Here is a 13,518-nt window from a genome sequence, read left to right on the forward strand (position 1 = left end):
CCGTTACCCCGGCCGAGTGAAACTTAACACCGTTTACTGGGCAAATGCGAATTGCGTTCGTTTTAACCTTGCCAGGGTGTGCGGCACCGCGTCAGCATGCCGGGCATGGCCTCCCTCAACCGTCGCCGATTTCTCGGCCTCGCCGCGCTGAACTCCGCCGCGGCCCTTGGACTGACCAGCATTTCGGCGACCTCCGCGCGCGCCGCGACCGTGGCGAAGCTGCCGGACTATTCGCCCGCGGTGGTGATCGGCACCGGGTACGGCGCGGCGGTCACCGCGCTGCGGCTCGGCGAGGCGGGCGTGCCCACGGTGATGCTCGAAATGGGCCAGCTGTGGAACGAACCGGGCCCGGACGGCAAGGTCTTCTGCGACATGCTGAAGCCCGACCGGCGGTCGATGTGGTTCAAGAAGCGCACTGAAGCGCCGCTGGCGTCGTTCCTGTGGCTGGACGTCGCGAACCACGACATCGATCCGTACGCCGGGGTGCTGGACCGGGTGAACTACGGCGGGATGTCGGTGTACGTCGGCCGCGGCGTCGGCGGCGGGTCGCTGGTGAACGGTGCGATGGCGGTGCAGCCGAAGCGTTCGTACTTCGAGGAAATCCTGCCGCAGGTGGACGCCGACGAGATGTACGGCAAGTACTACCCGCGCGCCAACGCCGGCCTCGGCGTCAACCACATCGACCCGGACTGGTTCGAGACCTGCCAGTCCTACCAGTTCGCGCGCGTTTCCCGGAAAGCCGCGCAGAAAACCGGCCTGAAGACCACGTTCGTGCCGAGCGTCTACGACTTCGAGTACCTGAAGAAGGAAGAGGCCGGCACGGTCGAACGCTCGGCGCTGGCGTCCGAGGTCATCTACGGCAACAACCACGGCAAACGCTCGCTGGACAAGACGTATCTCGCCGCCGCGCTCGGCACCGGGCACGTGACCATCCAGACGCTGCACGAGGTCCGCGAGATCATCCAGCAGCCGGACGGCACGTACACGCTCGTCGTGCGCGAGTCCGACGCGCTCGGCAATGTGCTCTCCACCAAGCATCTGTCCACGAAGTACCTGTTCCTCGGCGCGGGCAGCCTCGGCTCGACCGAACTGCTGGTGCGCGCCCGCGACACCGGACGGCTGCCGCGGCTGTCCGAGGCCGTCGGGCAGGGCTGGGGCACCAACGGCAACGTGATGCTCGGCCGCGCCAACCACGTGTGGGACACCACCGGCAGCCTCGAAGCCGGAATGCCCGCGCTCGGCATCGACGACTGGGACAACCCGACGCATCCGGTGTTCGCCGAGATCGCGCCGGTGCCTGCCGGGCTCGAAACGTGGGCGAGCCTGTACCTGGCGATCACCAAGAACCCCGAACGCGGCCACTTCACCTACGACGCCGCGAGCGATTCGGCGAAACTGCAGTGGACGACGGATCAGGGGCAGCCGTCGATCGACGCGGCGAAATCGCTGTTCGACCGGATCAACAAGGCGAACTCCACGATCTACCGCTACGACCTCTTCGGCGACACGCGGGCGTTCGAGAATCGCTTCACCTACCACCCGCTCGGCGGATTGGTGCTCGGCGCCGCGACCGACAACTACGGCCGGGTGAAGGGGTACCGGAATCTGTACGTGACGGACGGCTCGCTGATTCCGGGCAGCACCGGCGTGAACCCGTTCGTGACGATCACCGCGCTGGCCGAGCGCAATATCGAACGGGTCATCGCCGAGGACGGCGTGCGCGCCTAGCGGTGCGCTGACCGCAGCTTTTCGTAGTACGCCACGCAATCGGCATAGGACGGCAGCAGGCCCTGGTCGAGCGCTTCGGCCAGGGTCGGCGCCGCTTTGTCCTTTTCGGACACAATGGGTGCCAGATCGGCGGGCCACGGCAGGTCCAGTGCCGGGTCGAGCGGGTTGACGCCGTGCTCGCCTGCCGGGTTGTACGGCTCCGAGCACAGATACGCCATCACGGTGTTGTCCTCCAGCGCGATAAAGGCGTGCCCGATTCCTTCGGCCACGTACACCGCGCGGAATTCGGCCGAGTCGAGCCGCACCGCGTCCCATTCGCCGAACGTCGGCGACCCGACGCGCAGGTCCACCACCACGTCCAGCAGCGACCCGCCCGGGCAGTAGACGTACTTCGCCTGACCCGGCGGGGTGTCGGCGAAGTGCACGCCGCGAATCGAGCCGGCGCGGGAAACGCTGTGGTTCGTCTGCGCGACCCGCAGCGGATGCCCGGCCGCGCGAATCATCGCCTCCTCCTGGAACGGCGCGACGAACAGTCCGCGTTCGTCGGGGAAGACGCGCGGGACGAACTCGAAAGCGCCGGAGACCTTGAGCGGGCGGAAGTCCATGACGGCCACCCTATCGAGTGCGTTTTCCGGACCCGGAACGGAACTGCTTCCGAAACCGGACGGACGTCTTGGGAATCGCGAATCTGTGACATGAGCCGCACCGAGGGGTCGGGCCCGACCGGGGGCCTGTCATGATTGACGGACCGCAGCGTCGGCGGCCATCGCCACACCCCACGGATCGGATGGCCGCGCAGACGCCTCGCCGACAGGCCGGCGCTACCGCGCTGGGCTGCCGTCCGGAGGACGAGTTCCCACTCTCGACGCGCGCGTTACGCACCCGTCGACCAGGTGGTCCCCCGCTCGCAGTCCCAGGAGTACGTTCGATGACCCAGACCCATCCGCCCGCTTCCGTCATTCCTACGACAGGAAACCCGATGACCGACCAGGCCAGCACCGTCGCGGCCGTGACCGACGCCGAGATCTTCACCGGGCACGAGGGCGGCAAGCTCTCCGTGGCGGCGACCCGGCCGATCTCCGACCCGCGCGACCTCTCGATCGCCTACACGCCCGGCGTGGCGAAGGTGAGCCGCGCGATCGCCGAGGACGCGGCCAAGGCGAAGCGGTACACCTGGGCGGACCGGCTCGTGGCAGTGGTCAGCGACGGCACCGCGGTGCTCGGCCTCGGGGACATCGGCGCGAGCGCGTCGCTGCCGGTCATGGAGGGCAAATCGGTCCTCTTCAAGACCTTCGGCGGGCTGGACTCGATCCCGCTGGTGCTCGACACGACCGACGTCGACGAGATCGTCGAGACCCTGGTCCGGCTGCGCCCGTCGTTCGGCGCGGTCAACCTCGAGGACGTCTCCGCGCCGCGCTGCTTCGAGCTGGAGGACAAGCTCAAGGAAGCGCTGGACTGCCCGGTCATGCACGACGACCAGCACGGCACCGCGATCGTCACCCTCGCCGCCCTGCGCGGCGCGAACCTGGTGCTCGACCGCGACATCGCCGGCGAGCGGGTCGTGGTGTCCGGCGCCGGCGCGGCGGGCGTGGCCTGCGCGAAGATCCTGCTCGCGGCCGGCGTCGCGGACGTGACGGTGCTCGACTCGCGCGGCATCGTGCACGCCGGACGCGACGACCTGAACCCGATCAAGCGGCAGCTGGTGGAGACCACGAACAAGGCCGGGCTCACCGGCGGTCTCGCCGAGGCGCTGCGCGGGGCGGACGTGTTCCTCGGGCTGTCCGGGGCGACGATCGACCCGTCGCTGCTGTCGACGATGGCGGATGACTCGATCGTGTTCGCGCTGTCCAATCCGGACCCGGAGGTGCACCCGGCGGTCGCCGCCCAGCACGCGGCCATCGTGGCGACCGGGCGGAGCGACTTCCCGAACCAGATCAACAACGTGCTGGCGTTCCCGGGCGTGTTCCGCGGCGCGCTGGACGCGGGGGCCCGGGCGATCACGGAGAACATGAAGCTGGCCGCCGCGGAGGCGATCGTGGCAGTGGCTTCGGACGACCTGGGGCCGGACCGGATCGTGCCCAGCCCGCTGGACCCGCGGGTCGCGCCGGAGGTGGCGGCCGCGGTGGCGAAGGCGGCTGAGCAGGACGGTGTTACTGGCTGAGGTTTTGCCGGGAAGGGCTCTCTGGCTTGTGCTGGGGGCCCTTTCTTTGTGGGCGGTTTTGGACTTTCCTGGGCGGTTTGTGCTCGGGCTCGAGTGGAGCGTCCTTGTCCGGGGTTGGCGGATTACCCGGGCAAGGTGCGGGTCACACTGTGAGCTGCCACAGCGCGCTGATCGGCAGTGCGCGGAATTTCGGTCCGAACGGAAGTGTGCCGGGTCCGGTGTGGAGCACGTAACCGGCTAGGAAGTCGTCCCCGAGCCGTTGTTCGAGATGCCGGAGGCCGCGGAAGTCGCCGGACGTCACCGTGGTGGCTGCCTTGACTTCGATGGCGACTACCTGGCCGCGCGGATTTTCGAGGACGGCGTCCACTTCGACTTTGTCTTTCGTCCGGTAGTGGTACAACTCGGCCCGGTTGCCGGACCACGTCAGCTGCCTGGCGAGTTCCATGAGGACGAATCCTTCGAGCAGGGAACCGAATTCGCCGCCCGGCCGGATGAGGGCGGCGGGTTCGGCTTGCACGAGATCCGCCGCGATCCCGGTGTCCACGAACGCGACCTTGGGCGTGTCGACCGCGCGTCCGGTGACGGTGCGGGACCACGCGGGGATGCGCTTGATCAGGAAGATCTCTTCCAGCAAACTGAGGTATCGCTGGGTGGTGTGATAAGTCAGCCCGGCGTCGTTCCCGAGGGAATTCGGCACGAGCAATCCGGCGTTCCGGCCCGCCAGCAGCCGCAGCAGTGCACGCAGTTGGGTGAGCTTTTCGATCTCGCCCAGCTGCCGGATGTCCCGGGTGATCAAGTCTTCGAGATAGGATTGGAAGAACCGGGCGCGCCTGCGCGGCGCGGTTCGCCGGACTGCCTCGGGGAACCCTCCTCGAACCGCTCGCTCGGCATAGTCCTGACGGCTGAGTTCGGAGCGGTGATGGAGGTCGGGGCCCAGCGCGAACGCGGCGTCGACGAAATCGTCTCGGGTCCCGTCGATCTCGCCTTGCGAGAGCGGCCACAGTTCAAGGGTTTCGCTGCGGCCCGGCAACGTGTCGGGGAGTCCTCGAAGGGCAAGGATCTGGGACGAGCCGGTGAGAAGGTAGCGGCCCGGACGAGGGTCCGCGTCGACCGCGGCCTTGATCGGCAGGAAAAGCTCCGGTGCCCGCTGGATCTCGTCGATGACCATCAGCCTGTCGAAGTCGACGAACCCGCTGGGGTCGGCGCGGGCTGCCGCCAGATCCTGAGGATGGTCGAGATTGCGGACCTCGACGGACGAATCGTTCGCGATCATGCGGGCGAGCGTGCTCTTGCCCGCCTGGCGTGCCCCGTTGATCAAGACGACTCGGGTGTCGCCGAGCGCCTCGGCGACCAGGTCCTGTGCCCGCCTGCCGAGCAGGTCGATTCGAGAGGTCACGGTCAGTCATTCTAGCAGGCAGGGGCCGCAAGGCGATGAGTTGATCTTCAATGTGGCCGCTAGGTAGCCTGCAATCTGGCCGCTAGGCTGCGTTCAATCTGGCCGCACCGGTTGCCGCACTCGGGCACCCCGCGAACGCGGGACGAATCAGCCTGGAAGCAGCTCCGCCAGCCGGTGTCGGGGGACGTCCACCAGGCGCAGGTCGGCCAAGTCTTCCGGGACCTGCAAAGCCGCGTTCGCCAGGCGGGCGTGGGCGCGGGTGAGCAGTTCTGACGGGTGGTCCACCAGGTCGGCGACAACGATCGCGTGGCGGTTGTCCGGGGTGCTGCGCAGCAGGCGGAGGCGGTACTTGTCCGCCACCAGCGAGGTGAGCGACGACTGTGCGGCGGCGTCGGCGAGGTCTGGGTGGTTGTTCGGCAGCAGCAGCGCCAGGCGGCGGGCGTTCGTGCCCAGCAGGGTTCGCAGCAGCCACGGGCCGGGGTCGGCGGAGAGGTCCATCGCGACCGCGTCGCCCTCCGGGGCGGACGTGGCCCAGCCTACCGGGCGGGTTTCCAGTGCCAGGCCGCCTTCGGAGGCGAGTTCCCTGGCGGCGGCGAACAAGCCCGGTTTGGTGCCGGCCGATTCGACGGATTGCGGGCCGTGCGTGTAGATCGCGGAGCTTGCCTTGCGGGCGAAGGATTTCTTCGCCTTCGCGGTCGGCTGGCAGACGTACAGATCCGCCGCGCTGCCGATTGCCTGGGCGCCGGTGTAGCGGTTGAAGTCCGGGAGGATCGCCTCGAAGGTCAGGCCCAGGGTCGCCAGAGAACGCTGTACCTGCGCGCCCAGGGCGGGGTGGCGCGGGCTGTAGCCGTAGGCCAGCAGGATCCGGCCTTCGGTGGGCTCCCGCAAAGCCTGCACCGCGCGGGCGGCGAAGAGGCCCATGCCTTCCGGCGTGTAGGGCGGGTCGCTGAAGACCAGGTCCGCTTTGCCGGTCAGGGCCGGGGGCAGGCCGACGCGCAGATCCGCGTGTGCGGTGAAGATGCCGCGTTCGCCGGTGGTGTCCAGGTAGGACAGAACGCGTTCGTCGAGGTCCACTACGGACAGATCGGCCTCCGGGCACACCGCGCGCACGGCCAGCGACGTCAGATCGTGGTCCCCCAGGAAGAGGACCTTGCCGCGGCGGAGGTCGTAGCGGGAGTTCAGCCACAACGCGCGGCGCAGCACCGTCTCCGGGGTCGCTTGCACGTGGTCCAGCGCGGCCAGCGGCGGCGGGACGGCGGCGATGCGTTCGGCCAGCATGGTGAGCAAGGCCGGTTGGGCGGCGACTGCCGCGTCGAGGGGATCGGGCAGGGCGGGCAAGGAGTACGCCGCGTAGGCGGACCGCGAATCCGGGGCGATCCGGACGCCGGCCGGGGAGCGTTCCAGGTCCGATTCCAGGGCCGACAGGAGGTCTTCGACGCTTCGCCGCGGGGCGGCGGTGAGGCGCACCAGGTCGGCCAGCTCGTACGAACCGCTGCGCAGCAGGGTGAGCACTTCGTAGAGCGGGCGGACGGCGGCGCCGTGTGCGGCGAGGACGTCGTCTAGGGCGGTCACGGGGTCCGAGAGTAGTAGGCCACCCTGCGGGACAGGCTGCCAAGGCCGCGCGAGTCGGCTACCGTCGGACTCTGTACCGGACGTGGGGAGAAGTCTGTGACCATCGAATTCCGAGACGTCGTCAAGCGCTATCCGGACGGCACGGTCGCGGTCGACGGCCTCTCGCTGACCGTGGAAGACGGCACGATCACGGTGTTCGTCGGCCCGTCCGGGTGCGGCAAGACGACCTCGCTGCGGATGATCAACCGGATGGTCGAGCCGACGTCGGGCACCGTGCTGCTGGACGGCAAGGACGTCAGCGAAGGCGATCCGGCGGTGCTGCGCCGCGGCATCGGTTACGTGATCCAGCACGCGGGGCTCTTTCCACACCGGACAGTGCTCGACAACGTCGCGACCGTGCCGCTGCTGTCCGGATGGGACAAACGGAAAGCGCGCGCCCGCGCGGCCGAGCTGCTCGAGACGGTCGGCCTGCCCGCGGAACTCGGGAAGCGGTACCCGGCGCAGCTGTCCGGCGGGCAGCAGCAGCGCGTCGGCGTCGCCCGGGCGCTCGCCGCGGATTCGCCGGTGCTGCTGATGGACGAGCCGTTCTCCGCGGTCGACCCGGTGGTCCGCGAAGGACTGCAGGACGAGCTGCTGCGGCTGCAATCCCAGCTGGGCAAGACAATCGTGTTCGTCACGCACGACATCGACGAGGCGGTGCGGCTCGGGGACAAGGTCGCGGTGCTGCGCGTCGGCGGGAAGCTCGCGCAGTACGGCACGCCGGCCGACGTGCTGCGGCATCCGGTGGACGACTTCGTCGCGTCGTTCGTCGGCCGCGACCGCGGGTATCGCGGGCTTTCGTTCCTTCCGGGCAGCGGCGTCGAGGTGTCGCCGGCTCGCACGATCGACCTCGGCAGCAAGGTCGACGGTCCGTCGGAGGGCTGGCTGCTCGCGGTGAACGACGAGAAGCAGCCGCGCGGCTGGCTGCCGCCGGGCTCCACTGTGGACGGACCGTTGGCGGAAACCGACCTCGTGGCAGGCGGTTCGCTGTACGTGCAGGGCACGCCGATCCGCGGGGCGCTCGACGCGGCGCTGTCGTCGCCGGCCAGCCTCGGCGTCGTGGTGGACGACGAGAACCGCGTGCTCGGGACGGTGGTCGCGCACCAGGTGCTGGATGTGATCGAGGCCTCCCCGCAGGCGTCCTGATGGGCGACTTCTTCGGCGAACTCGGCCGGTACCTGTCGAGTTCCAGCAACCGCGGCGAAATCCTCGCCAACCTGCTCGACAACATCTATCTCGCGCTGGTGCCGCTGGTCGCGGGCATCGTGCTGGCGATCCTGCTCGGCTGGCTCGGACATCGCTGGCGGCCCGCGCGCAGCGTGCTGCTGGTGGTGGGGAATCTGCTGTACACGATCCCGTCGCTGGCGCTTTTCGTGGTGATTCCCGGCCTGATCGGCACGAAGATTCTCGACAGCGTCAACGTGCTCGTCGCGCTGACCATTTACACGACCGCGCTGCTGGTGCGCCCGGTGCTCGACGCGCTGGAAGCCGTGCCGCCGCACATCGTCGCGGCCGCCACGGCGATCGGGTACCGCTCGCCGCGCCGGTTTTTCAGCGTCGAACTGCCGCTCGCGGTGCCGGTGCTCGCGGCGGGGGTCCGGGTGGCGTCGGTGAGCAACATCAGCCTGGTCAGCGTCGGCGCGCTGATCGGGACCGGGGCGCTCGGCGTGCTGTTCACCGACGGATTCCAGCGGGAGTACTTCTCGCCGATCGTCGTCGGGATCGTGCTGACGATGCTGCTCGCATTGGTCGTCGACCTGCTGCTGGTGCTGCTGCGCAATCTGCTGACGCCCTGGGAGAGAGCGGGCCGCGCGCCGGCCGAGGAGGTGGCGGGATGATCGGCGACGTTTTCGCGTGGTTCACCACCGCCGCGCACTGGCAGGGCCCGGGAGGCATCCTCGCCCGGCTCGCCCAGCACGTCGGGTACATCGCGCTGGCGCTGGTCATCGCGCTGGTGATCGCGATCCCGATCGGACTGTTCGTCGGCCACACCGGCCGCGGCGGCGTCGTGCTCGTGGGGGCGGGCAATGCGATCCGCGCGCTGCCGACGCTCGGGCTCGTCACGTTCCTGTTCCTGCTCTTCACCGAAAGCACCACGGCGACGATCATCGGCCTGGTGGTGCTGGCGATCCCGCCGGTGCTGGCGGGCACGTACGCCGGTTTGCAGGCGGCCGAACACGACGTCGTGGACGCCGCGCAGGGCATCGGAATGACCGGCTGGCAACGGCTGTGGCAGGTCGAGGTGCCGATCGCGCTTCCGTTGGTGCTGGGCGGAATTCGCAACGCCGTGCTGCAGCTGATCGCGACCGCCGCGGTGGCCGCGTACGTCGGTCTCGGCGGCCTCGGCCGGTTCCTGCTCGACGGACTGGCCATTTTGGACTACACCGAGGTCGTCGCGGGCGCGATTCTCACCGCGCTGCTGGCGATCGTGGTCGACTTGCTGCTCGCCGCGGCGCAGCGGGCCTTGGTGCCCAAGGGAGTCCGGCTGGCCGCACAGGCGGCGTCCGGCCGGGCAGCGGCGGCGGGAGGAGCGGCGTGAAGCGGTGGGGGATTGTGGTGGCCGGGCTGGCGCTGCTGGCATCGGCCTGCGGAAACCCGCTGTCCGGCGGCGGCGAGGGCGGGAGTACCGGCGATATCATCATCGGCGCGTCCGATGTCGGGGAAAGTTCTTTGCTGGCCCAGATTTACGCCGGGGCACTGCGGAATGTCGGCGCGCACAACGTGACGGTGCGACCGCCGGTGGGCAGTCGCGAAGTCGTGGTGAAAGCGTTGCAGGACAAGTCTTTGTCGGTAGTGCCGGATTACTCCGGGAATTTGCTGCGCTACTTCGACAAGAATACCGCGGCGACTACTTCGGAAGATGTTTACGCGCAGCTCAAGCAAAAGATCCCGGGCGGTTTCGAGGTACTCGACCAGTCGCCCGCGCAGGACAAGGATTTGCTGGTGGTGGGCAAGGAACTCGCGGCCACCGGGGTGAAGACGTTCTCCGACCTCGGACCCCGCTGCAAAGACTTGGTGATGGGCGGGCCGGGCCAGTGGAGCACCCGCTGGAAGGACCGGATCAAGCAGCTGTACGGATGCGAATTCAAGGAAATCCGCACCACGGACACCGGCGGCCCGGTCACGGTGGCGGCCCTGAAATCGGGCGAGGTGCAGGTGGCGGATTTGTTCAGCACCTCGGCGACTATCGCGTCGAACGGCTTCGTGCCGCTGGAGGACGACAAGCACATGTTCCCGGCGCAGAACATCGTGCCGCTGGTGGCCCGAGGCACGTTGAACGCCGCCGAGACGGCGGCGCTGAACCGGGTTTCGGCGGCGTTGACTACGGAACAGCTGACTGAGTTGAACGTGCAGTACACGGATGAGAAGCGGAATGCGAAGGATATCGCTGAGGAGTTTTTGCGGAGGAACGGGTTGAAGTCCTCGTGAGTGGCTTGGCCGCTCGCCTCGCTCAAAGCCGATCGAAAGCGGCGGCGTAGCGGAATGCCCCTTGGTTTCCCGGGTGGTACGCGGCCAGCCGGAGGGCCTGGAAGTGTGGTTTCCACTCCGGTACCGGCGGCGTGATGCCCAGCGTGTCGGCCAGTACGAAGCCGAAGCGGGAGTAATAGCCGGGGTCGCCTAAGAGCACGATCAGGCTGTAGCCGAGTGCGTTGGCGGCGCCGATCGTGGCGTGGACCAGGGCGGAGCCCGCGCCGCTGCGCTGGTGGCCGGGGTGCACGCCTAGCGGGCCGAAGCCGATGGCGGATTCGGTGTCGTCGCCGAGGCGGCCTGGGCTGGAGCAGGCGTGGCCGATCACTTCGCCGTCGCGGACCGCGACCAGCGAGAGGGCGGGGAGCAGATCGCCGTCGGCGGTGAGTTCTGTGACCAGTTTCGCTTCCGGCATTTCGCCGGTGACGTCCGGGTTGTGGACGCGGAACGCGGCGGTGTGCACGGCGTGGATGGCGGGTGCGTCGTCGGTGGTCGACTGGCGGATCTGCATGCGCCCAGTTTCCCCGAGCGGCTGGCTGAGGGGAAATGAAATTCGACGCGGTGCAGTCCGGTGGACATCGTCGTCGGCGGGTTCACTGCCCGGGTGCCCGCGGGAACACCCTGATCAAGCGGTGGCTGCCCGCGGAGCGACCCGCGCCGGGCGGTCGTCTCGCATGAAGAAGAGGACGGCCGCGCCGACGAGCGGTCCGGCGGCCAGGGTGAGGAACGCTGAGTAGAACGAGCCGGTCGCGTGGAAGACCGGGCCCACCACGGCGGGGACGACAACGCTGCCCAGTTGCCAGAACGCGTTCACCGCGCCGGCGGCGGAACCGGTCAGCCGGGTGCCGGTCAGGGCGGGGATCATGGCGGCGGTCAGCGGGCTGTAGGCGTAGGCGCCGATGCCGAGAATCGGGGCTATCACTAGGAAAGCGCCGTAGCTGCTCAGGGAACCGAAGACCAGCAGCGCGGCGCCGAAGAGAATCAGGACCGCGATGATGGGGATTCGCCTGCCCAGCCCGATTTTGTCGGTGAGCCAGCCGATCAGCGGTTTGATCACCACCGCCGTGCCGGAGAAAATCACCAGGACTACGCCCGCTCGTACGGGGTCGATGTGTTCGCCGCGGATCATCAGGGTGTTGGACCACGTGACGAAACCGTAGGTGCCCCACAGGCCGCCGAAACCGGCCAAGCCCAGCAGAAGTAAATCGCGGTTGCGGAAGAGCGGGCGCGGGTTCGGCAGAGCGCGGCCGGTGGACGCGGAGGCAGTGCCGTTGCGGAGGAAGGCCAGGCACAACAGGCCGAGTGCGGCAGTCACGCCGCCGAACAGGTGGTACGACACTGGCCAGCCGCTGTTTTTCACCAGAGTGGGCACGACGGCGTTGGCTACCACCGTGCCCAGCGACGTCGCGGTCATGAAGATGCCGCTCGCTAAGCCGTGCTCCTCGGGGCGGAACCATGTGGTGATCAGCTTCAGCCCGGCCGAGAAGTCGACGCCCGCGAAGAGGCCCAGGAAAGCCTGCAGCACCAAGCCCCACGCGATGGAGGTGGTGGAGCCGAATCCCGCCATCAGCGCGCCCGCGACCAGCGAGCTGAGGCCCAGGACCGCGCGGCTGCCGAGCCAATCCGAGAGGAAGCCGCCCGCGGTGTTGGAGACGACGTAGCCGATGTAGTAGCAGGTGGCGAAAATCCCGAGCGCGGCGAGCGGGACGCCGAGCGAATCGCTGACCGCGGAGGACGCCGGGCCCCAGGTCGACCGGTCGACCGAGGTCATCGTGAACACCGCCCAGCAGAGCAGCAGGACGACCCAGCGATAACGGCTCGGCATGGGGGCTCCTTCGGCCGGGAAGACGATCAGGGAAGGTTCCCGTTGCCGGCGGTGCGGGTCAAGCCAGGGCGCCCTGCCGGTGCAGTTCGGTGCGGATCGCGCGGACGTCGTGGGCCCGGCCGCCGACGTACTGGGCGGCGGCGATCCCCGCCGCGTGGCCGGTCGCGAAGGCGGTGCCCATGACGCGGACTGAGGCGTACGCGTCGTCGTCGGAGCTGGTCAAGCGGCCGACTGCCCACAGGTTCGGGGTGTCGGCGGAGCAGATCGCGCCGTAGGGGAGGTCGTACCAGCCTCGGCCGGCGATGGGTTCGTAGCGGGTGACGCCGGGGCCCGCGTGGTCTTCGATCGGCCAGCCGCACCGGCCGATCGACGCGTCGGGGCGTTTGCGGGCGGTCCGCACGTCGCGGCCGGTGAGCTGTTCGCGGCCAACCAGGTGGCGGCCTTCGCGGATGCCCAGCTGGGGGCCGGTTTCTTCAAGGCGGGCCGACGACCAGCCGGGCAGGTGTTTGCGCAGTGCGTCGAGGTATTGCCACGCTTGCCGGCGCGCGCTGGCTTCGTCGCGGCTGAGCGAGGCGGCGTCCAGGACGTCGGTTTGTTCGTCCACCAGGAGCGCGATGACGTTGCGGGTCAACGGAAGATGCACGGCGATGCCGTAATCGCGGGGCAGCTGGACGCCGGTTTCCCGTTGGTACGCGGCGATCGCGGCGCGCAGCCCCTCGCGGGAGAGGTCGGCGTCTTCGGGGACGCCGGAGAAGCGGCAGACGAGCGTGCTGGTTTGCCGCTCGCTCAGCGGGGCGACGCGGACGGCGGCCCCAGCGGCGGCCAGGAGCGCGCCGTCGCCGCTGGCGTCGATGAACGCGCCGGCGGTGACTCGTTCGAGGCCGCCCCGATGGTGCAGGCCGACCTCGGTGACGACGCCGTGGGTTCGCTTCGCGCCGACGAGTTTCGTGTGGAGGAGGACGTCCACGCCCGCGTCCGCGGCGAGTTCGTCGTAGACCAGTTTGGTGGTTTCCAGGTCGAGCAAGACGATCTTGTTGCCGGTCCAGCCCATCGTCTTCTCTTCGTAGGCGCCGCGCCTGCGCAGCCGCTGCAGCACCTCCTCGCCGACGCCCGCGACGACCTGTTCGCCGGTCTGGTCGAAGAATCCGCAGAGGGTCAGCACGGAACTGATCGTCGCCGCACCCCCCAGGTACGGGTACTGCTCGACCAGCAGCACCCGTGCCCCGGACCGCGCCGCCCCGGCCGCGGAGGCGATACCCCCAGCACCGCCTCCGACTACGACGACGTCGTAGTGCACTCGAGCCCTCCTCGGGTGTTTGGCACCCAGTG

The 13,518-nt window shown here is 68.9% G+C and carries 12 protein-coding genes; 6 read left to right on the plus strand and 6 right to left on the minus strand.

The features are described 5' to 3' along the window. The first annotated feature begins 105 nt into the window (after nt 1-105). A complete protein-coding gene (locus F9C11_RS13750; RefSeq protein WP_409185246.1) occupies nt 106-1,728 on the plus strand; it encodes a GMC oxidoreductase in 1,623 nt (540 codons plus the stop codon). On the opposite strand, the gene F9C11_RS13755 is transcribed toward F9C11_RS13750, so the two are convergent. Continuing rightward, nucleotides 1,725-2,333 (minus strand): dTDP-4-dehydrorhamnose 3,5-epimerase family protein, encoded by a 609-nt coding sequence (locus F9C11_RS13755; RefSeq protein WP_409185247.1) that lies wholly within the window; start codon nt 2,331-2,333, stop codon nt 1,725-1,727. The genes F9C11_RS13750 and F9C11_RS13755 overlap by 4 nt on opposite strands. Nucleotides 2,334-2,707: 374 nt before the next feature. On the opposite strand from F9C11_RS13755, the gene F9C11_RS13760 reads away from it, so the two are divergent. Beyond that, a complete protein-coding gene (locus tag F9C11_RS13760; RefSeq protein ID WP_409185248.1) occupies nt 2,708-3,889 on the plus strand; it encodes an NADP-dependent malic enzyme in 1,182 nt (393 codons plus the stop codon). Between the two features lie 142 nt (nt 3,890-4,031). On the opposite strand, the gene F9C11_RS13765 is transcribed toward F9C11_RS13760, so the two are convergent. Together F9C11_RS13765 and F9C11_RS13770 are read right to left on the minus strand one after the other, a co-directional pair. Then, nucleotides 4,032-5,285, minus strand: a complete 1,254-nt coding sequence (locus F9C11_RS13765) for an ATP-binding protein (protein ID WP_409185249.1) — start codon at nt 5,283-5,285, stop codon at nt 4,032-4,034. A 147-nt stretch (nt 5,286-5,432) separates the two neighbouring features. Then, nucleotides 5,433-6,857 (minus strand): bis-aminopropyl spermidine synthase family protein, encoded by a 1,425-nt coding sequence (locus F9C11_RS13770; protein WP_409185250.1) that lies wholly within the window; start codon nt 6,855-6,857, stop codon nt 5,433-5,435. A gap of 96 nt (nt 6,858-6,953) precedes the next feature. Between F9C11_RS13770 and F9C11_RS13775 the strand changes: the two genes are divergently transcribed. The 4 genes from F9C11_RS13775 to F9C11_RS13790 are packed head-to-tail and all read left to right on the plus strand — an operon-like array spanning nt 6,954 to nt 10,325. Beyond that, nucleotides 6,954-8,042, plus strand: a complete 1,089-nt coding sequence (locus F9C11_RS13775; RefSeq protein WP_409185251.1) for an ABC transporter ATP-binding protein — start codon at nt 6,954-6,956, stop codon at nt 8,040-8,042. Continuing rightward, the gene (locus F9C11_RS13780) at nt 8,042-8,734 is read left to right on the plus strand and encodes an ABC transporter permease (RefSeq protein ID WP_409185252.1); all 693 of its coding nucleotides are present in this window, start codon (nt 8,042-8,044) and stop codon (nt 8,732-8,734) included. Before F9C11_RS13775 ends, F9C11_RS13780 begins: the two co-directional genes overlap by 1 nt. Further along, nucleotides 8,731-9,435 carry an ABC transporter permease gene (locus F9C11_RS13785; protein ID WP_409185253.1) on the plus strand — a complete coding sequence of 235 codons (705 nt, stop codon included), beginning with the start codon at nt 8,731-8,733 and terminating at the stop codon, nt 9,433-9,435. Before F9C11_RS13780 ends, F9C11_RS13785 begins: the two co-directional genes overlap by 4 nt. An 11-nt stretch (nt 9,436-9,446) precedes the next feature. Further along, a complete protein-coding gene (locus tag F9C11_RS13790) occupies nt 9,447-10,325 on the plus strand; it encodes an ABC transporter substrate-binding protein (RefSeq protein WP_409186902.1) in 879 nt (292 codons plus the stop codon). 22 nt (nt 10,326-10,347) lie between these two features. On the opposite strand, the gene F9C11_RS13795 is transcribed toward F9C11_RS13790, so the two are convergent. The 3 genes from F9C11_RS13795 to F9C11_RS13805 all read right to left on the minus strand — a co-directional run bounded on the left by F9C11_RS13795 (nt 10,348) and on the right by F9C11_RS13805 (nt 13,486). Continuing rightward, a complete protein-coding gene (locus F9C11_RS13795) occupies nt 10,348-10,875 on the minus strand; it encodes a GNAT family N-acetyltransferase (RefSeq protein WP_409185254.1) in 528 nt (175 codons plus the stop codon). 114 nt (nt 10,876-10,989) lie between these two features. After that, nucleotides 10,990-12,189, minus strand: a complete 1,200-nt coding sequence (locus F9C11_RS13800; RefSeq protein ID WP_409185255.1) for an MFS transporter — start codon at nt 12,187-12,189, stop codon at nt 10,990-10,992. A 58-nt stretch (nt 12,190-12,247) separates the two neighbouring features. After that, nucleotides 12,248-13,486: an FAD-dependent oxidoreductase gene (locus F9C11_RS13805; protein ID WP_409185256.1), complete on the minus strand. Its 1,239-nt coding sequence runs from the start codon at nt 13,484-13,486 to the stop codon at nt 12,248-12,250. Nucleotides 13,487-13,518: the final 32 nt, after the last annotated feature.

The sequence above is a fragment of the Amycolatopsis sp. VS8301801F10 genome (assembly GCF_046195355.1).
GTDB lineage: Bacteria > Actinomycetota > Actinomycetes > Mycobacteriales > Pseudonocardiaceae > Amycolatopsis.